The organism is Bartonella sp. AP72JLCBS, from assembly GCF_042195705.1.
In the GTDB taxonomy this organism is placed as follows: Bacteria; Pseudomonadota; Alphaproteobacteria; order Rhizobiales; family Rhizobiaceae; genus Bartonella.
In genome coordinates, this window is the sequence record NZ_JBHIOU010000001.1 from 55,614 (window position 1) to 79,066 (window position 23,453).

The 23,453-nt window shown below is 38.2% G+C and carries 21 protein-coding genes and 1 pseudogene; 7 read left to right on the forward strand and 15 right to left on the reverse strand.

Going from position 1 to position 23,453, the window contains the following annotated elements; translation table 11 throughout:
* From cyoD to acnA, 10 genes are all read right to left on the reverse strand, one after another.
* Nucleotides 1-492: cytochrome o ubiquinol oxidase subunit IV (gene cyoD / locus ACFILO_RS00185; RefSeq protein WP_375677677.1), on the reverse strand; the 492-nt coding region annotated here is incomplete at its 3' end.
* The gene (locus ACFILO_RS00190) at nt 492-1,160 is read right to left on the reverse strand and encodes a cytochrome (ubi)quinol oxidase subunit III (protein WP_375632161.1); all 669 of its coding nucleotides are present in this window, start codon (nt 1,158-1,160) and stop codon (nt 492-494) included. The genes cyoD and ACFILO_RS00190, both read right to left, overlap by 1 nt.
* A complete protein-coding gene (gene cyoB / locus ACFILO_RS00195) occupies nt 1,157-3,175 on the reverse strand; it encodes a cytochrome o ubiquinol oxidase subunit I (RefSeq protein ID WP_375611433.1) in 2,019 nt (672 codons plus the stop codon). Before cyoB ends, ACFILO_RS00190 begins: the two co-directional genes overlap by 4 nt.
* A gap of 76 nt (nt 3,176-3,251) precedes the next feature.
* A complete protein-coding gene (gene cyoA / locus ACFILO_RS00200) occupies nt 3,252-4,223 on the reverse strand; it encodes a ubiquinol oxidase subunit II (RefSeq protein ID WP_375611432.1) in 972 nt (323 codons plus the stop codon).
* A gap of 130 nt (nt 4,224-4,353) precedes the next feature.
* Nucleotides 4,354-4,806 carry a type II 3-dehydroquinate dehydratase gene (aroQ, locus tag ACFILO_RS00205; protein WP_375652407.1) on the reverse strand — a complete coding sequence of 151 codons (453 nt, stop codon included), beginning with the start codon at nt 4,804-4,806 and terminating at the stop codon, nt 4,354-4,356.
* A gap of 54 nt (nt 4,807-4,860) precedes the next feature.
* The gene (gene recF / locus ACFILO_RS00210; protein ID WP_375611469.1) at nt 4,861-5,994 is read right to left on the reverse strand and encodes a DNA replication/repair protein RecF; all 1,134 of its coding nucleotides are present in this window, start codon (nt 5,992-5,994) and stop codon (nt 4,861-4,863) included.
* Between the two features lie 20 nt (nt 5,995-6,014).
* Nucleotides 6,015-7,136, reverse strand: coding sequence for a DNA polymerase III subunit beta (dnaN, locus tag ACFILO_RS00215; protein ID WP_375606188.1), 1,122 nt, complete (start codon nt 7,134-7,136; stop codon nt 6,015-6,017).
* Nucleotides 7,137-7,322: 186 nt separating this feature from the next.
* The gene (dnaA, locus tag ACFILO_RS00220; RefSeq protein ID WP_375611430.1) at nt 7,323-8,894 is read right to left on the reverse strand and encodes a chromosomal replication initiator protein DnaA; all 1,572 of its coding nucleotides are present in this window, start codon (nt 8,892-8,894) and stop codon (nt 7,323-7,325) included.
* Between the two features lie 703 nt (nt 8,895-9,597).
* On the reverse strand, nt 9,598-9,864 hold the full coding sequence (rpsT, locus tag ACFILO_RS00225) for a 30S ribosomal protein S20 (protein ID WP_273790272.1): 267 nt from the start codon (nt 9,862-9,864) through the stop codon (nt 9,598-9,600).
* A gap of 237 nt (nt 9,865-10,101) precedes the next feature.
* A complete protein-coding gene (gene acnA / locus ACFILO_RS00230) occupies nt 10,102-12,789 on the reverse strand; it encodes an aconitate hydratase AcnA (RefSeq protein ID WP_375677678.1) in 2,688 nt (895 codons plus the stop codon).
* A 295-nt stretch (nt 12,790-13,084) separates the two neighbouring features.
* On the opposite strand from acnA, the gene ccmA reads away from it, so the two are divergent.
* The 5 genes from ccmA to ACFILO_RS00255 are packed head-to-tail and all read left to right on the forward strand — an operon-like array spanning nt 13,085 to nt 16,006.
* Nucleotides 13,085-13,696: a heme ABC exporter ATP-binding protein CcmA gene (gene ccmA / locus ACFILO_RS00235; RefSeq protein WP_375611428.1), complete on the forward strand. Its 612-nt coding sequence runs from the start codon at nt 13,085-13,087 to the stop codon at nt 13,694-13,696.
* Nucleotides 13,697-13,707: 11 nt separating this feature from the next.
* Nucleotides 13,708-14,373 carry a heme exporter protein CcmB gene (ccmB, locus tag ACFILO_RS00240; RefSeq protein ID WP_375611427.1) on the forward strand — a complete coding sequence of 222 codons (666 nt, stop codon included), beginning with the start codon at nt 13,708-13,710 and terminating at the stop codon, nt 14,371-14,373.
* 46 nt (nt 14,374-14,419) lie between these two features.
* Entirely contained in the window at nt 14,420-15,199 is a 780-nt protein-coding gene (locus tag ACFILO_RS00245; protein ID WP_375677679.1) for a heme ABC transporter permease, read from the forward strand.
* Complete coding sequence (locus tag ACFILO_RS00250) at nt 15,187-15,438, forward strand: hypothetical protein (RefSeq protein ID WP_375612828.1); 252 nt, start codon at nt 15,187-15,189, stop codon at nt 15,436-15,438. The genes ACFILO_RS00245 and ACFILO_RS00250 overlap by 13 nt, the downstream gene beginning before the upstream one ends.
* Nucleotides 15,413-16,006, forward strand: coding sequence for a DsbE family thiol:disulfide interchange protein (locus tag ACFILO_RS00255; RefSeq protein WP_375611424.1), 594 nt, complete (start codon nt 15,413-15,415; stop codon nt 16,004-16,006). Before ACFILO_RS00250 ends, ACFILO_RS00255 begins: the two co-directional genes overlap by 26 nt.
* A gap of 841 nt (nt 16,007-16,847) precedes the next feature.
* Here the strand turns inward: ACFILO_RS00255 and ACFILO_RS00260 are convergent.
* From ACFILO_RS00260 to ACFILO_RS00270, 3 genes are read right to left on the reverse strand one after another with little or no spacing between them, the layout of a single operon-like run.
* Nucleotides 16,848-17,849, reverse strand: a complete 1,002-nt coding sequence (locus ACFILO_RS00260) for an Hsp33 family molecular chaperone (RefSeq protein ID WP_375611423.1) — start codon at nt 17,847-17,849, stop codon at nt 16,848-16,850.
* Between the two features lie 36 nt (nt 17,850-17,885).
* Entirely contained in the window at nt 17,886-18,821 is a 936-nt protein-coding gene (gene argF, locus ACFILO_RS00265; RefSeq protein ID WP_375611422.1) for an ornithine carbamoyltransferase, read from the reverse strand.
* Nucleotides 18,818-20,032 carry an aspartate aminotransferase family protein gene (locus ACFILO_RS00270; protein ID WP_375611468.1) on the reverse strand — a complete coding sequence of 405 codons (1,215 nt, stop codon included), beginning with the start codon at nt 20,030-20,032 and terminating at the stop codon, nt 18,818-18,820. The genes argF and ACFILO_RS00270 overlap by 4 nt, the downstream gene beginning before the upstream one ends.
* 488 nt (nt 20,033-20,520) lie before the next feature.
* Between ACFILO_RS00270 and ACFILO_RS00275 the strand changes: the two genes are divergently transcribed.
* A complete protein-coding gene (locus tag ACFILO_RS00275; protein ID WP_375677680.1) occupies nt 20,521-21,057 on the forward strand; it encodes a GcrA family cell cycle regulator in 537 nt (178 codons plus the stop codon).
* A gap of 528 nt (nt 21,058-21,585) precedes the next feature.
* Nucleotides 21,586-21,834, forward strand: a pseudogene (locus ACFILO_RS00280) (Arm DNA-binding domain-containing protein); the annotation flags it as partial.
* A gap of 135 nt (nt 21,835-21,969) precedes the next feature.
* Here the strand turns inward: ACFILO_RS00280 and ACFILO_RS00285 are convergent.
* Entirely contained in the window at nt 21,970-22,560 is a 591-nt protein-coding gene (locus ACFILO_RS00285; protein WP_375677681.1) for a Smr/MutS family protein, read from the reverse strand.
* Between the two features lie 52 nt (nt 22,561-22,612).
* A complete protein-coding gene (locus tag ACFILO_RS00290) occupies nt 22,613-23,305 on the reverse strand; it encodes a Tim44/TimA family putative adaptor protein (protein ID WP_375612823.1) in 693 nt (230 codons plus the stop codon).
* Nucleotides 23,306-23,453 lie beyond the last annotated feature (148 nt).

Here is a 23,453-nt window from a genome sequence, read left to right on the forward strand (position 1 = left end):
TGCTTGATCTACAGGAGTTTGCGTACTTGCACCTTGCTCCACCGAAACCTCTGAGCCCTGTATCTTTTCTGGCTGTTTTCTTACAGATATATCTTTGTTTGATAACTGCTCAGACACTGAAGAATCATCTCTACTTGATATTTCCGGTTCAATAACACGTCCTGAACCACCCATCATATTATAATTCAAATGAGAAATAGCCCACCAAGTTCCCCCAATAATAACAAAAGCGCAAATAACAGCAAACCACAACGCGCTTAAATTCCACTTGGCGTCTGGACCAGAATTCAAGTGCAAAAAGAAAACAATTTGTACTATAATCTGAATAATCGCCATCCCAATAAGATACGCAACCTTTGTACTAACTGCCCAACTTTCCATCATTCCATACATCACAGGAATAAAAGAACCCAAAGTGAAAAATACAGCCAGAATAAAACCAACCAAATAGGAACCAGTACTGGGACCATGTGTTTCATTTTGCACGCTCATCACAACGCTCCTAATAGATAAACCATGGTGAAAACACCAATCCATACAATATCAAGTAAATGCCAAAAAATGGAAAGACATGCTAAACGTGTTTTATTGTTCTGATCCAAGCCATTACGACGAAGATGAAAAAACATCACAACCATCCAAAGAAGGCCAACACTTACGTGAAGTCCATGAGTGCCAACCAAAGCAAAAAATGCTGACCAATACGCAGAGAGAATTTCCCGTCCAAAAAGCTGTAAACCTGTTGCAGGATCAATACCCGCATAAGCATTTGGATCGAAATAAAAAACCTCACTCAAAAGTTCATGAAATTCGTAAAGTTCCATACCAATGAAGCAACACCCCAATACAAAGGTAACAGCCATCCATAAACGCACACCACTGATGTTATTTTTATGTGCTTGTACCATTGCAAAGCCATAAGTGACGGATGAAATCAACAAGAAAGCAGTCTCAACCAAAACAAACTTTAAATCTATAAACTCACTGCCCGCTTTACCACCACCATAAGAAGCAGAAAATACAGCAAAACTTGAAAACAGTGTCGAAAACAGGATTAAGTCTGAAAGAATATAGACCCAAAAACCAAACGTCATTACCGAGCTACTATCGTGGTGAAGTTCATCTATAGTACTCGCGTTATTCATTGTTACAGCACTCATACTGTCACTCCTTGTTCTTTAAGAACAGCCGTAAAGGCATCTTCAGTTTTTTGCACTTCTTCAGCTGGAATATAGTAACCATGATGATCACCTGTTAATGAATGACACACAAGCGTTGCAATAAAACCAACCAGTCCAACCGCAACAAGCCACCAAATATGCCAAACAAGCGCAAAACCAACAACTAATGAGAAGAAGCCAGCAATAATTCCAGCCGATGTATTCGATGGCATATGAATTTTTGTAAATCCACTTGTTGGCCGTTGATAACCACTTTTCTTCATATTCCAATAAGCATCATCAGACTGTATCTTTGGAAGGAGGGCAAAATTATAAGAAGGAGGCGGTGAAGAGGTAAACCATTCAAGTGTACGTGCATCACCCCAAGAATCATTTAATGTTACCGGTAAGTGCCCTTTATGCTTAATACCGTACCAAATCGCCAAAACAACCTGTAGCACAAAACAAAGGATACCAAGTAAGATAATACAAGCACCCAATGCAGCAATAATAAACATCGGCTGCCAACTAGGTTCCATGTAATGCTGAAGACGACGCGTCGCCCCCATTAAACCAAGCGCATAAACGGGGAAAAAGGCAAGGTAAAAACCAATAAACCAACACCAAAAAGATGTAATACCTAGTATGCGATTTGGTTTATAACCAAAAACTTTTGGAAACCAAAATGCAATCCCCGCTAAGTACGCAAAAACCACACCTCCAATAATTGTATGATGGAAATGTGCTATCAAAAAGAGCGAATTATGAAACTGCCAATCAGCAGGAACAATAGATAATAAAACACCTGTTAATCCGCCACCAACAAATGTAAAGATCATACCCATGCACCAAAGCATAGGAGGCTCAAAGCGAATCCGACCTCTATACATCGTAAGCAGCCAATTAAAAACTTTTACACCGGTTGGAACTGCAATAATCATCGTAGCAATACTAAAGAAGGTATTTACAGCTTCACCCCCACCCATTGTGAAGAAATGATGGCCCCAAACAAGAAGCGAAAGAATCAAAATAACCAACATGGCCCATATCATTGAAGTATAACCAAAGAGGCGTTTTGAAGAAAAAGTTGATACAACTTCAGAAACAATTCCAAAAGCAGGAACAACCAAAACATAAACCTCAGGATGACCAAAAACCCAAACATAGTTAATCCATACCATCGGATTTCCGCCACCAACATTGGTAAAGAAATTCATGTTCAAATAACGATCACATGCCAAGAGTGCAAATGCTACAGCCAAAACAGGATAAATGACTACAATAAGAACATTGCTGACAAAAGCACTCCAACAAAAAATAGGCATTCTCATCATTGTCATTCCAGGAGCACGCATTTTAATCATCGTTGCAATAAAATTCACTGATCCCATTGTTGTTGCAATACCAGAAAGCTGAAGTGACCATAAATAATAATCTACCCCTGTATCTGGACTCGTTTGCAATTCTGTAAAAGGTGGATACATCAACCAACCACCACGACCAAAATTCCCAACACCTAGGGATATGTTAATCAATATCGCCCCTGCAGCCGTAATCCAAAAACCTAGATTATTTGCAAAGGGAAAAGCAACATCACGCGCACCAATTTGAAGTGGTATAAGATAATTAAAAAGACCAAATAAAATAGGCGTGGCCATGAAAAAAATCATGATCGTACCATGCGCCGAAAAAATTTGATCAAAATGCTCAGGGGGCAAATAACCTGCTGTTTCACTCCCAAGAGCTAAAGCTTGATGCGTTCGCATCATAAGTGCGTCCGCAAAACCGCGAACAAGCATAATAATTCCAAGAACGATGTACATAATACCTATGCGTTTATGGTCAACCGTTGTAATCCAATTTCGCCATAGAATCCCCCACCACCCAAGTACTGTTAGAGCAATAACAGCAATTAAACCAACCAAAACAATCGCAATACATGTATACAAAACGATCGGTTCATGTGCAAGCGCATGAAAAGCACCTGCCGTAGGATCTGTAAGTCTTCCAAACATTTCTCAACCCATTTCAAATGAAATTCAAGTTTAAAAGAAACCTTTGTTAAAAGGGCTCTTTACTTTATTGACTCTGTTAAATAACATCAGGATCAAATACTGAACATAGTGCACCCCATAGCGTCTGAGCAGCAGCACGTTTCATTAAATCTTCATTACATACCGTCTTTTCATCGACACATCGATTAACAACACGATAGTAAAGCCGCTTCTCAACAGGTGCAAAATAACGAACTTCAGCATCTTTTTCCTTCGCAGCAATATCACCCATACGAGGCGCAATAGAAAGTTGACGATAAGATGAACGATCAAGTACTCGACCATTAGCCCGAGCTTTTACAATCCAATCCTCAAAATCCTGCAAAGACACAGAATGCCACTTAAACCGCATACCCGAAAAACCATCACCACTATAATTTGCTGAGGCTCCTTTGAATACTCCTTGCTCTTCAGCGACCAAATGCAACTTAGCATTCATCTGCGGCATAGCGTAAAGAACTGTACCCAATTTGGGAACCCAAAAAGCATTGACAGAATTCTCTGACGTCAATTGCAATAAAACTTGACGTCCTTCAGGCGCATAAATCTCATTAATCGATGCAACACCGTATTCAGGATAAATAAAAAGCCATTTCCAATCAAGAGCAACAGCATCAATCTGTAATGGCTTTCCTTCACCTACAACTTCCACTGGAAGAGGATTTGTAGGTTCAAGCTTATAGGTATAATAAGCTGTTAATGAACCTAAAACCATTACAATTACAACTGGAATACCCCACATCAATGCTTCAATTTTATTTGAATGTGCCCAATCAGGAGAATAGTCCGCTTTCATATTCGATGCACGATATTTTATAGCTAAAAATACCACACTCACCATAACTGGGATAACAATACAAAGCATCACCACCACACAAACAACGATCAAAATGAGCTGTTGACGTGCAACATAACCTGATGGCTGCATAACATCAATTTTACAACCAGACAAAAGCAGTGCTCCCCCTAAAATCACAAGCATTTCTAATTGTCTAACAAAGCTTTTCATCTCTATTTACCCCCGTCATACGCACTAAAAACTGTCATAAATATATACCTCACATTGTACAGATTTGAAAATAATTATCAAGAGAATTAAATGCCTATATTACTCTTATTAAACGCTTACTCTTTACCTATCACAATTTAATTGTTTTGCTTAATTGTTTTGCAATATACTCAAGTGCAAACCGATATCCATCACCTCCACACCCAATTATGATAGCGTCTACACCTGCAGATGTATAAGAATGGTGACGAAAAGCTTCACGCTGATAAATATGAGATAAATGAACTTCTACTTTCAGCCCTGAAAACATTTTTAGGGCATCAAGAAGTGCAACAGATGTATGACTGTAAGCCGCTGGGTTAATGATCAATCCAGAACTTGCCTCTATTGCTTCTTGTATCCATGCCACTAATTGCCCTTCATAGTTACTTTGATAAAAATTTATTATAATATCATTTTTTTTTGCCCATTCTCTGCATCTTTTTTCAATATCTTCTAGAGTTTCAGTTCCATAAATTTCTGGCTCACGTTGACCTAGAAAATTTAAATTAGGACCATTTAAAATCGTTATTATCTCTGACATAGCAAGCCTTTTCTTTCAGACCTATCACTTATTAAAAAAATATTTAGCATGTTTTTACGGCAATAAAGCTCCATCCTTAATCTCAAAGAATTCTGCGCGTCCTTTTAAGTCATCAAATAAAAGACGATCTGTTCCTGTCATAAATGTTTGTACAGCTAAATCATCAAGAATATCAAATAGAGCAGCACGTCGATGCGAATCAAGATGGGCAGCCATTTCATCAAGAAGAAGAATGGGAGATCTTTCCGACATCATACCTGTTAGACGTGCATGACACAAAACTAAACCTGTTAGCAGCGCTTTTTGTTCACCTGTTGAACAAGATGTTGCTGCTCTATTTTTATCAGCATAAAAAACCTGCAAATCTGCACGATGTGGTCCTTCTAACGTCCGACCAGCAGCACGATCCATTGCGCGATTATGCCGCAATCGATCACAAAATTGTTCTTCAACTTCAGTTGCTGATATTTCACTAAGAGCTGTTTCTAAAAAACCATCAATTTGCAAAAAAGCTCGTGGAAAAGGTATCTGTGAGGGCATTTGTGTAAACATGTCATTTAAAAGACGAATAACATCAACACGCGCCGCAGAAATAGCTGTCGCCAATTCTGCCATTTGCTTTTCTAAAGCATCAAACCAAGCACAATCTTCATTTCCATCTAAAAACAAACGATTACGTGCGCGCATAGCTCTATCATAATCGGCTATGCGGCGCCTATGCAAGGGATCAATCGCCAAAACCATACGGTCCAAAAAACTACGGCGCTCAAGTGAAGGACCTGTAAAAAGACCATCCATAGACGGTGTTAGGACACTAATATGACAATAATCTGTTAGGCAATCACTCGACTCATTCACACCATTAATATGGACCTTTCGACTGTTATCGCTAACCTCAAAAGCTGTACCAATCTTTACTTCACCATAAAGAGCGCATTCAAGACGCGCAAATACAACAAATCCTCCACCACCACCATCTACAAAACTAACGTCAGAATAAACAGCACGCCGCAAACCACGACCAGGAGAAAGAAAAGATAACGCCTCTAAAAGATTCGTCTTACCAGCACCATTATGGCCAGTAAAAACCACATGCTGACCAGAAAAATGAATATTGAAAAAAGAATAATTGCGATAACGTAAAAGCTTCAGCTGCCTCACTGCCACTTTGTGCACATGACTGGCCATGCATTGCAAAACAACGGCCCCTAAACGCGAATAGGCATCAGTACATAGAGCACATCCGCATCATCATTATCACGAATCAGAGCTGGTGCTCCAGCCTCAGCCAACATAAAAACCATCTCATCACTTGAAAGCTGCCCAGCAATATCCAAAAGATAACGTGAATTAAATCCTATCTCAAGCGGTTCAGATGCATAAGTTACTGATAATTGATCTTCTGCACTGCCCGAATCTGGGCTATTAACAACAAGCCTTAACTGTCCATGCTCAATCGTTAATTTAACTGCACGCCCCCGATCACTTGAAATCGTTGAAACACGATCAACTGCAGAAGAAAAGTCCTGCCTATTAACAATTAATTCTTTATCATTTCCAAGAGGGATAACACGTTGATAATCTGGAAATGTTCCATCAATTAATTTTGATGTAAAAATCACAGAGCCTATAGAAAAACGAATTTTTGTCTCCGAAAGCTCTATACATACATCGCTATCATTTTCTTCTGAAAGAAGTTTTTGCAATTCTCCTACAGCTTTACGGGGAACAATAACACCAGGCATTCCCTCAACTCCCGAAGGAGCTTCCATCTCAACTTGTGCCAAACGATGACCATCAGTTGCAACCAAACGCAATTTCAAAACACCATCATTAATAATATGGAAATAAATACCATTAAGATAATAACGGGTTTCTTCAGTAGAAATGGCAAATTGTGTACAATCAAGTAAATGTTTTAAGCCTGATGCCGATAAAGAAAAACGATAACCAAATTGCCCAGGAAGCGACTCTGGAAAGTCTGCCTTCGGAAGACATTGAAGCTGAAAATGTGCACAACCCGAAACAACGGACATTGTACCTGCTTGATTCTCATCGAGGGATAATACAACTTCATTGCTATCAGGAAGTTTTCGAATGATATCATAGAGCAAATGTGCCGGAACAGTTGTTGCTCCAGCTTGTTTAACATTAACTGCAAAAGATTCCATAACCTCTAAATCAAGGTCTGTTGCTTTTAACTGTACACGGCCATTTTCTGCATCAATCAACACATTCGATAAAATAGGAACAGTATTACGGCGCTCTACCACACGGTGAACCCGACCAAGAGACTTGAGAAATTGACTGCGATCAACTGTAATACGCATAAAAGCCCCGTATGATTTACTAAAAACTATAAGAATTCCTTAGAATTAAAGAATAGATCCCTTTAGAGAATCGCCTGCTAGAGTTTATTAAACCTCTCTTAAAATGGCAAGTCACTCCTGCATAAGAAAAAATAAATCTTTTCATTAAATTCTTTAAAGTCTCTCCAAAGAAAGAAACGATAAACACTATACAGCCTGTTCTCCAATCAACCGCTTAAGCAACTCAAGTTCCTTAGCCAAGGTCTGATCACCACAAACCAAATCTTCAATTTTACGCACAGCGTGTAAAACTGTTGTATGATCACGCCCACCAAAACGGCGCCCAATTTCTGGTAATGAGCGAGGAGTTAATACTTTTGCTAAATACATTGCAACTTGCCGTGGCTTCACAACCGTACGTGTTCGACGATTAGATAACAAATCCTGTTTAGAAACATTATAATGGCGTGCTACCGTACGCTGAATTTCTTCAATCCGAATACGCTTAGGTTCACCAGGACGTGTCAAATGACCTAATAACTCATCAATCCGCTCTAAAGATAAATCAGACTCAAAAGATTGACGAAACAAGAGCTGATTAAACGCACCTTCAATATCACGCCCCGACCCTAAAACCGTTTTCGCAATATATTCCAAGATATCATCAGAAATTGATACCATGCCATCATCTTGTTGTGCCACCTTCAACCGCTGGCGCAACATTTGCAAACGCATTTCATAATCTGGTGCTTCAATTTCAAGAGCTACCCCTCCCTGAAGACGAGAGCGAACGCGAAGATCAAGCGATTCTAATTCTGCTGGTGGACGATCTGCAGCGACAACAACCTGTTTTGCACTATCAAGCAACATATTAAGCAAATGGCAAAACTCGTGTTGTATCGACTTACCCTGCAAAAACTGCATATCATCAATAATCAAAAGGTCGATATCACGAAGCTGTTCTTTAAAAGAAAGAGCATCATTATCACGAATAGCTGTTGCAAAACGCCACATAAAATATTCAGCAGTTAAATAAATAACGCGCGCAGACGTTAAACGCTTCAATGCAGAAGCAGCAATCGCTTGAAGCAAATGTGTTTTTCCTAAGCCAACAGATGCGTGAATAAAAAGAGGATTAAAACGTAAGGCACTTTTATGCCCCTCTGCAATGGAACGCGCAGCTGCTAAAGCAACACGATTAGAAGCCCCCTCAACAAAACTTTCAAAAGTATAGCGAGAATCAAGTGGAGATCCAAAAACTCCCGTTTGAGAATTCTTAACTGAATGCTCTGCGCAACTTTCAACAAAAGATGAAGTCGCCTGCTCCTCTAGCACAACAGGAGGAACACTTCTTTTACAAACGACATCTCTTGAAACGCGTTCCATACCACGAACAATAACTTCAACACGAAGAATTGCTGAATTCTCTTGTTTCCATAAATGAGTCAAAAGAGAACCATAGTGATTATTAATCCATGAACGTAAAAAAGCAGTAGGAACAGAAAGCTTTACAAGAGTATGACTATATTCAGCAAGCTTCACACGTCCAAACCAACTGGTATAAGCCTCAACACCAACCTGCACCTTTAATTGCGCCATAACACGTATAAAAGCCGCCGCACTTTCCTCCTCTGAAACAATAGAATGCCCTATAGAAGCATTTCTACAAACGTTCTCATCACTTTCCGTCATCCTATTCTTTATTATGTTCTCTGCCGACAGGATATTTACCGAAACCCTTTTAAAGGAACTAGCTTTAGAGTTCAATTTATCCACCATCTTCCATCCTGATAAAAATAAAATTTTGTCCTGCCAAACAACTAAAATAAATCTAGCGAAGGCAAAACGCCCTACCCCAAATAAGATTACTCACCCTCCCCTAGGATAGCCTCATCACAACCCTACTAACAAAGATGACCAATAAGATTTACTTGCACTCATGATATGACCCACCCTTCTAAAATGGTAAACATATCCATTAAGAAAACTAAAAAACCGTCAGAAAACCTCTCCAACACAAAAGTTTCGAAAAGCCTAAATCAAAACATCTTGTATTCAACAAAATACAGAATAATGCGCTGATGTGACCCCTTCATGCTTCTTAGTCTTCATAAGAACCATACAAAACAGCAGAGGTAAAATGCAAGAGGTCAAAATAAAATCAAAAAACCCGAAAAAAATGCTTATATTAATGAGGACTGAAAAAAAATATTGATTCAATTCATTTTTTTTCTCTAAATTTACCAATAATTAAAGAATCTCTTCAGATTTAAAAAAAAAAATAAAATGCTTGACAAAAAAGACTCTGTACAAATCCACAAAGCTTGTGGATAACCATACCTCCCTCTATAAACTTTCTCTCCTTTTTCAAGTGGAGAATCATTATCGATTCTTATTTTCAATAGAAACTTTTTGAAATAATAAACAAAAAGCCAGCATCCTCATGGATACTGGCTTTGTTCTCAATTAAAGGAGAAAAAGCTTAAACGCTGAGAGCCTTCAAACGTTTAGCTAAACGCGATACTTTCCTCGCAGCAGCATTTTTATGAAAAACCCCTTTAGAAACTGCACGCATAATTTCAGGCTCAAAATTCTTAAATGCAATCTCTGCAGATGCCTTATCGCCACCCGCTAAAGCATCATCAAACTTACGTATAAAAGTACGAACGCGTGAACGGCGGGCCTTATTAACCTGTGTGCGCGCCGCAACCTTGCGCACCGCTTTTCGAGCAGAAGGTGTATTCGCCATAAATATAATCTCTCTTTCAACACCTTGGTAAAATGAGTCTCAATAACAACTCTACCAATATAAATAAATCCAACCCAAGCAAAACTATAAAGCTGCCTATAACCGTGTGGGTTATAGCGCAATCCTAAAGCTAACGTCAATTAGATTTTCAAAGATAGCCATAAAAAAACGAAGCCAAACTCTTTGATCCGCAACTTTATAGCTTAATAATAGATATTCCTTAACAAACAAAAGAATTTAAACGGCTAACTTACGCAAGACATATTGCAAAATTCCACCATGATGCAAATAATCTAGCTCATCTTCAGTATCAACACGGCATAATAATGGAACGGTTTTTACCGTACCATCAGAAAAAGTAATTTTCGCTACAGTCTTTTGACGAGGTTTCAAGTTATGAATCCCTTCAATTGTCACCTTTTCATCTCCCTTTAAGCCTAAAGATTTCCAACTTAGCCCCTCCTCAAAAACAAAAGGGACAATGCCCATACCAACAAGATTAGAGCGATGAATCCTTTCAAAAGACTGCACAATCACTGCTTTGACACCAAGAAGATTGGTCCCCTTGGCAGCCCAATCGCGGGATGATCCATTACCATATTCAATACCTGCAAAAACAACGAGTGGAATACCTTCTTGTTTATACGCCATTGCTGCATCGTAAATGGTTTGTTCTACCGCTGACGGATAATGAACCGTATAACCTCCTTCTCGACCATTTTCCCCTAACATGAAATTACGAATGCGAATATTGGCAAAGGTCCCACGCACCATAACTTCATGATTCCCACGGCGCGTTCCATACTGATTAAAATCAGCCACTTTAACACCATGATCCATTAAATATTTTCCGGCAGGAGAAGCTGCTTTAATAGAACCAGCAGGAGAAATATGATCCGTCGTGATTTTATCACCAAATAAACCTAAAATCCGTGCATCTTTAATATCTGGTAAGATATCAGGTGTTTTCTGCATATCATCGAAATAAGGTGGATTGCGTACATAGGTGGATTGCTCATCCCAAGAATAGGTAGAACCCCTAGGAATCTGAACTTTTTGCCAATTTTCATCTCCCTTAAAAACATCTGCATACTTTTCGGCAAAAACCTTCCGCGTGACATTTTTTTCGATAAACTCCTGTATTTCTTGAGAAGTTGGCCAAATATCTCTCAAATAAATGGGGTGGCCATTTGAATCTTCACCTAGAGGCTCCTTGGTTAAATCTTTACACACCGTCCCGATGAGCGCATGTGCAACAACTAACGGTGGTGAAGCTAAATAATTCGCTTGCACATCAGGGGAAACACGCCCTTCAAAATTACGATTTCCTGAAAGAACCGCAGATGCAATTATACCATTGTCATTAATCGTTTTGGAAATAGCTGGATGCAAAGGACCAGAATTACCAATACATGTTGTGCACCCAAATCCTACTAAGTTAAATCCTAATGCATCTAAATCTTTTTGCAGACCCGAATTTTGAAGGTAAGCTTCAACGACTTGTGAACCAGGTGCAAGAGAAGTTTTTACCCATGGTTTACTCTTAAGACCCTTTGCCACAGCATTTCGTGCCAAAAGACCCGCAGCAATAAGAACACTTGGATTCGATGTATTCGTACACGACGTAATCGCAGCGATCACCACATCACCGTGACCAAGCATATATTCTTCACCCTCAACCTGATAACGCTTATCTTGTCCAGAAGTCTTCTTATAGTCTTCGACCAATGCCTTCTCAAAACCCTGCCCAACATTTTCCAATGCAATACGTCCTTCAGGACGTTTAGGACCAGCCATAGAAGGGACAACGGTTCCCATATCTAATTCAATTGTATCACTAAAAATGGGATGAGCCACCATTTCATCATGCCACATCCCTTGTGCTTTGGTGTAAGCCTCCACTAAGGCAATCCGACTTTCATCACGCCCTGTCATATTGAGATAACGCACTGTCTCCTTATCAATTGGGAAAAAACCACACGTTGCTCCATATTCAGGTGCCATATTTCCAATCGTTGCCCGATCAGCAAGCGTCATATGCTCCAAACCAGGACCAAAAAACTCAACAAATTTACCGACAACACCCTTCCGACGTAGCATTTGGGTCACCGTTAATACGAGATCGGTGGCTGTTACACCTTCCTTAAGTTTACCTGTTAGACGAAAACCAATCACTTCAGGTAACAACATAGAAACAGGTTGACCTAACATTGCTGCTTCTGCTTCAATACCACCCACACCCCAACCTAAAACCCCTAAACCATTTACCATAGTCGTATGCGAATCAGTTCCCACACAGGTGTCAGGATAAATCGTCTCACAGCCCTCTTCATTCTTCATCCATACACATTGTGCTAAATATTCTAAGTTAACCTGATGACAAATCCCTGTTCCTGGAGGAACAACGCGAAAATTTTGAAAGGCTTGTTGCCCCCATTTAAGGAAACGATAGCGTTCACCATTGCGTTCATATTCATGCTCAACGTTTTCCTTAAAAGCCATGGAATTGCCAAAAGCATCAACAATAACTGAGTGATCAATGATGAGATCAACGGGAATGAGAGGATTGATTTTTTCAGCGTTACCGCCAAGTTTAACCATAGCATCACGCATTGCAGAAAGATCAACAACTGCTGGAACACCTGTAAAATCCTGCATAAGAACACGTGCAGGACGGTAAGCAATTTCTGCCCCAGCGCTCCCTTTGTCGTTTAACCACTTAGCAACATTGAAGATATCCTCTTTTTTAACTGTGCGACCATCTTCGAATCGCAATAAATTTTCGAGAATAACTTTCATCGAAAACGGTAAACGAGAAACACCTTCAAGTCCGTTCTTCTCCGCTTCAATCAAGCTATAATAAGTATATTCTTTGCCACCAACATTTAATACTCTACGACAATTAAAGCTATCAATTTGAGTCATGACTGTCCACCCTCATACTATAACCACCCAATTTCCAGGAATGAACAACACAAACTACGAGTCAAGGTCGCAGCTTGAGCGCAGACGCAATTACCTCCGCCATCCATTTCCCCCTCCACCCTCTAGGCATAATGCGGAAATCAGCGCCAGAAACCATTTTACACCAGATATTGATGTAAGGTATCCCTTATAGAACTATTTCTAGAACTATTCTAGGTACAATTGCATAAAAAATGTGTTTTTTATTCTATAATGCAATAAAGAATATGAAAATAAAAACAAAATAGGCAATCACATGGTGTTATCAGGCAAAGATTTAGCCGCTTACAGAAACGAGGAAATTCTGTTTCAAGGTCTTTCTTTTTGTTTATTTTCACAGCAACTTATGACAATCACCGGTCCTAATGGTATCGGAAAGTCTACATTACTCCGAATCATTGTCGGTCTTCTTGAGGCTGCTGAAGGTCATATAATACTTAAAGACCATGATCAAATATACCCTGTTGCAACTGCTTGTCATTATCTTGGTCCTCAAAATGCTATGAAACCTCTCTTATCTGTCATTGATAATTTGCAATTTTGGGCAGATTTTTACGGTCAACATTTACGTTTTGCGCATGAAGCTCTTGCCGATATTGGTCTTTCTAACCTTGAACATTTACCCTTTAACGCCCTGTCAACTGGACAACAAAGACGCGTAGCTATTGCGCGCCTTTTGCTCTCCTATCGTCCTCTTTGGATTTTAGATGAACCAATATCTGGGCTTGATAACCATGCTCAAAAACTCCTTGCTCGTATTTTCCAGCGTCATCTCAATCAAGGAGGTATGATTATCGCTGCAACTCATAATTCCATAGGCATTCCAGAAAACCATAAAATCGCTCTGGAAAAATTTTTACCTCTCTAGGAGAGAATAAAATGAAAGCACTGTTCTGGCGTGATCTTAAACTATTATTAGCGCTACAAGCCACTTCACTAACAGGATTATTGTTTTTTATCGCTGTTGTTGTCATAACCCCCTTTGCCATTGGACCAGATCCCAAAACTCTTGCACAAATAGGACCAGGTATATTGTGGTTTGGAGCCCTTCTTGCAGGACTCCTCAATCTGAACAAACTTTTCCAAATCGATCGCGATGATGGTAATCTCGACCAATTTATCCTTTCAGGAAAAAGACAAAGTTTTACACTAATTGTCTTTACAAAATGTCTTGCCCATTGGGTAGGAACAATGCTTCCTCTTATTTTTGCCACACCTATTTTAGCCCTCATGCTCCATTTAGATGTAGTAATAACTTTTACAACAATACTTACCCTTTTATGCGGAACACCAGCTATTATTTTTATTGGTGCTATAGGCGCTGCACTGGCAACCTCATTGTTGCACAGTACTTTGCTTATTTTTATCATTATCTTGCCGTGGATCATTCCAATTATGATTTTTGGTGTTTCCGCTGCTACAGCCCCAATAAACCCAAATACCTCTTTTCTCACTTCTCTAGCTCTTCTCAGCGCTTTTTCACTTCTTTTGAGTCTCTTTAGCTCTTTTGTTGCTGCGATAACGCTTAAACTTTTATCAGAATAATAAAAGATGATTGCCGCATAGCAAAACTCTGCCTATTATGAATTTTATGAATAAACTATCTCGTACATATAAAATCAGGTTACTCCCTGCAAGTTTCACCCTTTTCATGAAAATAAGCAGAGTCGTCTTACCTTGGTTGGCCGGCATAACATTGTGTTTCCTTATCTTAGGGCTTATTCTAGTGATGCATTCCCCTGATGACTATCAACAAGGCATTACTGTTAAGATTATGTACCTTCATGTACCCTTTGCGTGGTTGTCTACATTCTGCTATGTAACGATGAGTGCAGCGGCATTAGGAAATCTGATTTGGAAATATCATCTTGCTGACGTGGCACTTAAATGTGGAGCGCCTATTGGGGTAATTTTTACCGCCTTGGCTCTCATGACAGGAGCACTTTGGGGGCGACCTACATGGGGAACATGGTGGGTCTGGGATGCACGGTTAACATCAGTTTTAATTCTGCTTTTTATCTATCTCTCCATTATCCTGCTTGGGCGTGCTTTTGACAACCAAGTAAAAGCCGCTCGTGCTACTGCAATTCTTACACTTGTTGGATTTGTTAATATCCCTGTTATTAAATTTTCCGTTAATTGGTGGAATACATTGCATCAACCAGCATCATTGTTACGTGCTGGAGGATCAACAATCGACAATGCTATGTTATGGCCCCTTATAACAATGCTCTTTTGTTTCATCTTTATGTTTATTGCTCTTTATTTGATGGCTATGCGAAATGAAATCAATCGTCATTATATCCGAATACTTCAGATTAAAAAATCCCGTCGTGCACAACAACAGGACGCTTCATCATGCTCGACCTAAATGGCATCCACGGCGGACTTTTAGGAAATCTATCTCAGAAAATTGATTTTTTCCTGAGCACCCTTAAACACGAGCAAATTGTTGTTTTAAGCTATGTGCTTTCTGCAATATCCCTCTTATGTCTTATTGGATATATTCTTTGCAAAGCCCTCTACCAAAAAAAAATTCTCCAACAGCTAAACAAAAAAGAGCTGTCACAAAAAGAAAAGTATAATGAAAAACATCCCTCCAAAACTTAAAAAAAATATATCTTTGCCTGTTCTGCTTGTTTTTTTTGGACCATTTGTGCTTTTTCTTCTTCTCATGATGTTTTTTTTCAACTTTATGGATAAAAAACACCTTCAAGATTCTTCTCTTCTCCCAAACGCATTAGCTGAAAAACCTGCTCCCAATATTTATCTTCCTCTTCTTGATAAAGAAAGTTATCTCAATTCAAAACAGTTTAAAGGACGTGTCACATTGGTCAATTTTTGGGGTTCTTGGTGTTTGCCCTGTCGCGAAGAGCATCCTATTCTTATGCAAATTGCACAAGATAAACGTTTTGATCTGATTGGTATTAATTACAAAGACAATAAAACAAACGCCCTGCGCTTTTTAAACAGTTTTGGTAATCCTTTTAAATTTATTGGCTTTGATGTTTCAGGATATACAGCCATTGATTGGGGAATATATGGACCTCCAGAAACCTTTCTCTTGAATAAAGAGAGCATCATTATTGCCAAACATGTTGGTCCCTTAACATGGCAAATTTATCAAAAAAAAATTCTACCAAAAATTGAACAAGCGATTATGACAGAAGAAAAATAATGCAGGTTTGTAAAAACATAACGTTTTATCATGCTATGTATGCTATTTTATTTATACGGACCATCATTCTTCTTAGAAAAATTTTACAAGAGCATTACCATTGTTGATTCAAAAACATGTGTAAAGAAATATCTGTTTGGGAGCTTTATTTTTGATTATTTGGACAAAACAATATTGCTATAGAACCATCGTTAGCTTAGTGACAGCAACCAACTATTGTTTTCAAAATCATATAGTATTTTTTCTCCGCTTTTTTATCTGAAATACACATTGTTATGAGGGGACTTCACCACTATTCTCATCTTTATAAAATAATAAATCTGCTCTTTTGCAGCGTCATTGTTATATTTATTCCCATTACACTTATCTGTTCGTAATAGACTCCATAAAGTCTATATTGAATCTATACATTCTTATTCTCTCGATAATTTCCCTTATGATTATAACTAATAAGCTTTATTGAGTCTTAATAAGATAAATTCGAGTAAGAAAATATGACTACAATCAAAAAGTCTCATTTAACAGAGAAGATAAGTTATGAGTACATAATCAATTTATCAATGAAAATTATAAAAGAATTCATTGTAAGAAATAAACTTTTGAGATGTAAAAAGTACAAAAGAAGCTTTTTCGAGAAGAGAAAATATATTTTACAGAGAACTCTTTTTTAAGCACTCTATGACGTAATTACCGATCTCAACAGAACGATCACTCGTATACACTAAAAAAACTCTAAGACAAGAAATATTCTAGAAGTTCATATGAGCTTATGCGTAAACTTTTATGACGCAAATAAAATAGGCTTTTGTTGCAATCATCATTTTTTATGAAAAATATTTGATTATGTTTTTTCTTCTAAAAATTCTTGCGGTGTAAAACAATATGTTTTTGAGCAAAATTCACATGTGACTGAAATATATTTATTTTTAACCATTTTATTGCGTTCATCAATAGAAAAGCCTTCTAGGATTCCTTTAATTTTTTCGTGTGAACAAGAACATTGATCGACAAGAGAAAAAGGGTTAAAAACTCTAATACCTTGTTCATGAAAAAGACGGAACAAGAGCTGTTTACTACCGACTTGGGGATCTGTTAATTCTGAACTTTCAATCGTTGCCATGAGTATTTTAGCTTCCTGCCATTGGTTATCCAATTGGGTATGAGTTTTCGTTTCTTCTCGCTTTTGATGAGGGGCATCTATTTTATGATGAGACGATTCTTGGGGTAAAAGTTGGATCAAAATACCTCCAGCTCGCCAGCTTTTCTGCTGTTTTCCTTGTTGGTCACGATTAATTAATATAGCAACAGCCAGACGGATATCGGTAGGAATTTGTTCTGATTGATCAAAATAAATACGAGAAGCTTCTTGTAAATTTGATCCATCTAATGCAACTATCCCTTGATAGGGTTGCATATGGGGACCTTGATCAATTGTGAAAGCTAAAGTGCCTTTTCCTAAAAGTGTTTCTGAAGAGGTTTGACCATTGTCTATGGCTTGTTTAAGCTGTTCTTTATCAAAACGAGCGTATCCACGTAAACTTGAAGGAGGCAAAAAATCGCACACCAACATATTAACTGGTCCATCGGAATGAGTTTGTAAAATAAATTTTCCCGTAAGTTTTAGAGAAGTTCCAAACAGAACCGTTAAAAGTAAAGCTTCTGCTAGAAGATAAGAAACCGGTTCAGGGTATTGATGTCTGTTAAGAATAGAATTTAAAGTTTCCCCAAGTTGTACGGCACGTCCACGGATATCAAGTTCTTCAACTTGAAAGGGAATAACACTATCATCTTCATGCAAGAAGTTGTTGTTGAGAGAGGCTTCATCTTTAGCTTGTTCACTCATAGCTTTGCCTTTTTTATATAATTTGTTGTAGGGAGGCTATTGTGGAGAGAAAAACGCATCTTGTAAACACCAAGAAAGAATTGCTTTTTGAGCATGAAGACGATTTTCAGCCTCATCGAAAACAACGGAGTGCGGTCCATCAATCACAGAATCAACCACTTCTTCACCACGATGAGCAGGAAGACAATGCATAAAAAGAGCATCAGATTTTGCTAATTTCATGAGAGATTCATTGACTTGATAAGGCTGAAAAATAGAATGACTGCGAGCACGAAATTCTTGTCCCATGGAGACCCATGTATCGGTCATAATACAATCAGCATCTTGAGCCGCTTTTTGGGGATCATGGGTTAGCATAAGATGTGCTCCCCGCTCACGTGCCCAATGTACAAATTGTTCCTGTGGTTCACTGCCCTTTGGTGTGGCAATACGCAAATGAAAACCAAAAAGAGCTGCAGCTTCAATTAAGGAATGAAGCACATTATTACCATCCCCCATCCACGCAAATATTTTGCTAGCAATTGGCCCCCGATGCTCCTCATAGGTTAAGATATCTGCTAGAATTTGGCAAGGATGTGTATCATCTGTAAGGGCATTAATGACAGGAATTTGTGCATATTGTGCCAATTCGAGCATACGTTGGTGTTTCGTTGTTCGCAATATCACGATATCCACAAAACGGGATAAAACGCGCGCCGTATCAGCTATGGTTTCACTATGACCAAGTTGCATCTCTGAACCCGTGAGCATGATTGTATCTCCGCCAAGCTGGCGCATACTGATATCGAATGAAATACGGGTTCGTGTGGATGGTTTTTCAAAAATCATCGCAAGTGTTTTACCTATAAAAGGTTTTGAACCTTTTCCTGCTTTAAAAGATGCTTTAAGGATCTTTGCATAATCGATCAGTGCACGTGCTATTGCTGGCGTTAAAATGGATAAGTCCGTGAAATGACGAAGAGCATTTGTCATGTGTGTGATATTTGTCTTTCTTTGTTTACTTGTGAAAGATACGCTATTGCTTTTTCAATACGATGTAAACTTTCATCTATTTCTTCTTCCCTAATGATAAGAGGAGGCAATAAGCGCACAACATTGTTGTTGGCTGCAACGCTTAAGAGATATTCATTTTCCAAAGCATTAACGACAAGATTTGAAGGTACAATACACTGAATACCCAACATAAGCCCCATCCCCTGAACTGCGCAGATAATATCAGGATAGATATTGAGAATGTGCAAAAGTCCACTTTTTAGTTTATCCCCCATACGCTGAACATGGTTAAGAAAACTTGGCTCTAACAAAACATCAAGAACACTATTTCCTACAGCCATTCCAAGAAGATTTCCTCCAAAGGTTGAGCCATGTGTCCCAAGTGTCATGCTTTTTGCAACTTTATCCGTTGCAAGGCAAGCACCTAATGGAAATCCCCCTCCTAATCCTTTTGCGAGGGTAAGAATATCAGGCGTGATATCACTCCATTCATAAGCAAAAAGCTTTCCTGTTCGTCCTATACCCGTTTGGACTTCATCTAAAATCAATAACAGACCATTATCATCGCATATTTTGCGCAAAAATCTTAAATATTCATGAGGGACCGTTCGTATTCCTCCTTCTCCTTGAATAGGTTCAATAAGAATAGCGGCGGTATTTTTATTAATAGCGTTACGCAAAGCGACTTCATCACAAAAAGGTACTTGAATAAATCCACCAGCTTTAGGTCCAAAGCCTTCAAGATATTTTTCATGCCCAGTCGCAGCAAGTGCAGCAAGTGTACGTCCATGAAATGCCCCTTCAAAAGTAATTATTTCAATGCGTTCTGAATGACCAGCAGCATAGTAATAATGGCGTGCCGTTTTGAATGCGCACTCCAATGCTTCAGTACCTGAATTGCAGAAAAAAACCTTATCCGCAAAACTATTTGCACAAAGCCGCGTGGCAAAAGATGCCTGTTCAGGAGATTGAAAAATATTAGAAATATGCCAAAGTTTTTCAGCTTGTATTTTGAGCGTATCAACCAATTTTGGATGTGAATACCCTAATGCGTTAACAGCAATACCAGATGTGAAATCAAGATAATGTTCTCCTTTATCGGAAATAAGCCATACACCATGCCCTTGTTCAAAATGCAAATTTCGTCTTGCGAAGCATTCATAAAGTGGTTGTATAGAGACGGCATCCATCATAATTCCCTTTATATTTTAGTCTTTTCAATATATATATACAAAGCAACACTACAAATAAAACAGCATGGTATATTTCGTTACGGTGCTTTCAACATTTCATTACGATTAGTGATTACACCTATAGAATAGATCATTACACCAATTGAAAAAAAGTCAATGAAGGTTCTACAAATAAGCATTTTGGGAAAAAGCCTTAAACAAAAGTGAAAGTTTAACCTATGATTGATTTGCAAGTTGGGGAAAACATTCTAAATAAACTCTTTAAGAGGTAAAGACTCTTGTCATAGAGTGAGTGCATATTGTAATTTACAATATAATAAGCAAGATGATGTGTTTTGATTTGTAAATCCACAGGTTGGATGATTTTTTTATGCTCACGTAGAGTGTAAAGTTCTTTCATTCAGCGTAATGAAAACATTATTTAAACATTTGAAGATGCAACGGGGGAGAGCATCTTAGTGACGTAATCGGAATGGAGTGCTGGTATGGGTTGGACATGTGAACGCGTTGAGCTTCTTAAAAAGCTTTGGAGTGAAGGGTTAAGTGCAAGTCAAATTGCTGCTCAATTAGGTGGGGTCAGCAGAAATGCAGTCATCGGCAAAGTACATCGATTAAAGTTACCAGGACGTGGTAAGACAGCACAAGGAAGCACGCGTGCGCAAAAAACTCCCGTGGGAAGTAGCAGCCCATCATCTCCACGTGTGCGTCGCAACACATCCACGGTATCGCCAATAAACACATCATCTGTAAGTATTGAAGAAACCGCTTTAAAGACAGAATTTGTAGTGGAAAATGTAAAAGAAGTTGATATGTCCACAAAATCCAATGTAGTTGTGCCTATATCACGTCAACTTAATCTTCTACAATTGAGTGAAAATACATGTAGATGGCCGGTTGGCGATCCATTATCAGCAGATTTTCATTTTTGTGGTGCAGATTCTGATGAAAATAGCCCCTATTGTGCCTTTCATGCTAAGCTAGCATTTCAACCAATATCTGAAAGACGTCGGATAAGAGTGTAATATCCTCAATTGAATCTCGTATTCTACGCCTTCTGCGCTTCGCTATTAAATTTTAATTATCGAATTATTATGAAAAAGAAATTTAATGGAGCTTTTAATGAATGAAAAAATTTCTTCATGAAACTATTCAACGAAACTGTATCTTTTGGTGCTATTGCGCAGCTGTGTGTTGTAAAGTTATATTCCTGTTTATTTTCACAATTTTCTTTAATTTAGTTGTACTGCTTTTAACACTATCCATAGCGACATCTTTTGAATAAGCTAGTTTCTCAATTTCTCATGTTTTTATGCTTCGTGTATTTAATAGAGTAATGCTGTGGTTTATAAAAATAATTTATCGCTTTGCAACCTGAATGAGATCCATTTATATCTCTCTCATTTTAAGTCCTCTTATATTGAATCAATCAAAATCTTTTGTTTGGGCGTCACGAGCGAGATGAGAACTGTGGAGAGTTAAAAACACTTAAAGAAAAGCATGCCTCTTATAAATGCTTTCAAGTGCCAAGGACTTAAAGGGTTGTTGCAACATTGGGAGATGGCAAAGTGTATGATGATGCCAGATTGCCCTTTTATTAAGTATAAAGATAGGGGGTGCTTCATGGATTTATCATTATACTCTTCACGGATGCCGTCGCAAAATAGGCTTGGGAGCGTTGAGAGATATTTCTTTAAAACAAGCCTGTGAATACATGCAATTCAATGTCATTCTGTTTTGCGTGAGGGATGTGCCCCGTTAAAGAATGCGATAAACAAAAGCGTGAAGCAATACGTAGAATGTAAAATAATATCTTTATAATTTTTTATAAAAAATTATAAAGAAGGGAATATTGTATTCAAGGCTCTTACGAAATATACAAAAACAATAAATTATAAGTATAAATAAATATAAAATCTAGAGCGACCACAATAACATCACTTTCCTTCTCCCGACACAAAACGGCGCAACCAAACATAAAGCGCACCTTCTCCGCCATGCTGACGCGCTGCTTGCTCAAACGCGTGGACATAATATCGAAAAGCTGGTGTTGATAACCAATACGGAACAAATCTATACAAAGCTCCATCGCTCCCAACGGATCGTCCTTTTCCTGTAATCACAAGGACATAACGCAATCCTCTCTGCTGAGAGGACTGTAGAAATTTTTTTAAGAAAAAATAAGCTTCTTCCTGCATATAACCATGAAGATCAAGACGCGCCTCAAGAGGATAACGACCTTGGGAAATTTTACGATATGCAACATGATCAAAGAAATGAATCTTTTGTGCTTGTGTAACTGCCCTCTTTTCTCTTTTAATAATTGTCGAGGGTTGTTGATTTTCCTGAGACAATGAGGAGATTTGAGTTACAGGCTGTTTTTTATCATTAATATTTGCAATAGTTTCTGAAGCAGAAGAGAGCATCTTACCGTGAAGCGGTGTTATCGTACGACAAACCATCTCCCATAAAAGACGATCTTGTGAAGCCAATAAATCTCTTTTTTGTCTCCATTTACTTGAGGACATTTTAATTTCTCATAAATCATTGAATGCTTATGGAAGAAAAACAAAAAGTATTTTAATTTTCATTTTCTGTAGCAAAAAGCTTCCAGTTGGGATCTGACGATAAACTATTGCGAACAAAAGTCCAAATATCCCTGATTTCTACAATAGCATCAGGATCACCGTCTATACGCTCGCCCTGTTCATTATAAGTAACAGAAATCATCTCACTGACAATACGTATCGTTAAAAGTTCATCTTTTTCTTGTATTGCCGCCGCAACAAATTCGGCCTTATTAATTCCAACAAAAGTGAATTCTATTCTTTCTTTATTTTTTTCTCGTTGCTCAATAGCCATACAAAAGCTCTCAAAAACATCCTGACAAAGCAAGCTTTTAAGTTGATTGCGATCACCTTTGGCAAAAGCTGTTACAATCATTTCATACGCAATTTGTGCACCTTTTATAAAAAGTTGAGGAGAAAAATGAGGATCAATTCTATGAAATTCCCGCAAATTTTTATTCAAAACACTCCCCTCCGGTGAAATTTTATCAATTTCACTAAAGTCGTCTTTTTGTGAATTTTTCTGATGAGGGAACGAAACAATATTATCAGCCGTTTCTGCTTCAACTTGTTTTTTAGAACGTCGTGAATAAGGATCAAAGGGTGGCTTTTCAAACCCAATTCGTTTCCCTAATACATTACGGAGTTGCACAAAAATAACAACCATAACAACAAGAGCTATGACAAGTATAACGTCAAATTCCATAGGCGCTGTCAATCTCCAAAGCTTAAGTCTCTAATAAACATTGCAGTCAATACCATTTATCAATAAATATGTAAAATAAGGAATCTTATCATTCAAATATTTTTATAGATTTTGTATTTAAACGGAGTTCTCTTAAGAATTTCTCCCC

Coding starts and splice junctions, on each gene's coding strand:
- ACFILO_RS00190 (WP_375632161.1), bottom strand. CDS start 1,160: ATGAGTGCTGTAACAATGAATAACGCGAGTACTATAGATGAACTTCAC.
- cyoB (WP_375611433.1), bottom strand. CDS start 3,175: ATGTTTGGAAGACTTACAGATCCTACGGCAGGTGCTTTTCATGCGCTT.
- cyoA (WP_375611432.1), bottom strand. CDS start 4,223: ATGAAAAGCTTTGTTAGACAATTAGAAATGCTTGTGATTTTAGGGGGA.
- aroQ (WP_375652407.1), bottom strand. CDS start 4,806: ATGTCAGAGATAATAACGATTTTAAATGGTCCTAATTTAAATTTTCTA.
- recF (WP_375611469.1), bottom strand. CDS start 5,994: ATGGCCAGTCATGTGCACAAAGTGGCAGTGAGGCAGCTGAAGCTTTTA.
- dnaN (WP_375606188.1), bottom strand. CDS start 7,136: ATGCGTATTACAGTTGATCGCAGTCAATTTCTCAAGTCTCTTGGTCGG.
- dnaA (WP_375611430.1), bottom strand. CDS start 8,894: ATGGTGGATAAATTGAACTCTAAAGCTAGTTCCTTTAAAAGGGTTTCG.
- rpsT (WP_273790272.1), bottom strand. CDS start 9,864: ATGGCGAATACACCTTCTGCTCGAAAAGCGGTGCGCAAGGTTGCGGCG.
- acnA (WP_375677678.1), bottom strand. CDS start 12,789: ATGACTCAAATTGATAGCTTTAATTGTCGTAGAGTATTAAATGTTGGT.
- ccmA (WP_375611428.1), top strand. CDS start 13,085: ATGGTGTTATCAGGCAAAGATTTAGCCGCTTACAGAAACGAGGAAATT.
- ccmB (WP_375611427.1), top strand. CDS start 13,708: ATGAAAGCACTGTTCTGGCGTGATCTTAAACTATTATTAGCGCTACAA.
- ACFILO_RS00245 (WP_375677679.1), top strand. CDS start 14,420: ATGAATAAACTATCTCGTACATATAAAATCAGGTTACTCCCTGCAAGT.
- ACFILO_RS00250 (WP_375612828.1), top strand. CDS start 15,187: ATGCTCGACCTAAATGGCATCCACGGCGGACTTTTAGGAAATCTATCT.
- ACFILO_RS00255 (WP_375611424.1), top strand. CDS start 15,413: ATGAAAAACATCCCTCCAAAACTTAAAAAAAATATATCTTTGCCTGTT.
- ACFILO_RS00260 (WP_375611423.1), bottom strand. CDS start 17,849: ATGAGTGAACAAGCTAAAGATGAAGCCTCTCTCAACAACAACTTCTTG.
- argF (WP_375611422.1), bottom strand. CDS start 18,821: ATGACAAATGCTCTTCGTCATTTCACGGACTTATCCATTTTAACGCCA.
- ACFILO_RS00270 (WP_375611468.1), bottom strand. CDS start 20,032: ATGGATGCCGTCTCTATACAACCACTTTATGAATGCTTCGCAAGACGA.
- ACFILO_RS00275 (WP_375677680.1), top strand. CDS start 20,521: ATGGGTTGGACATGTGAACGCGTTGAGCTTCTTAAAAAGCTTTGGAGT.
- ACFILO_RS00285 (WP_375677681.1), bottom strand. CDS start 22,560: ATGTCCTCAAGTAAATGGAGACAAAAAAGAGATTTATTGGCTTCACAA.
- ACFILO_RS00290 (WP_375612823.1), bottom strand. CDS start 23,305: ATGGAATTTGACGTTATACTTGTCATAGCTCTTGTTGTTATGGTTGTT.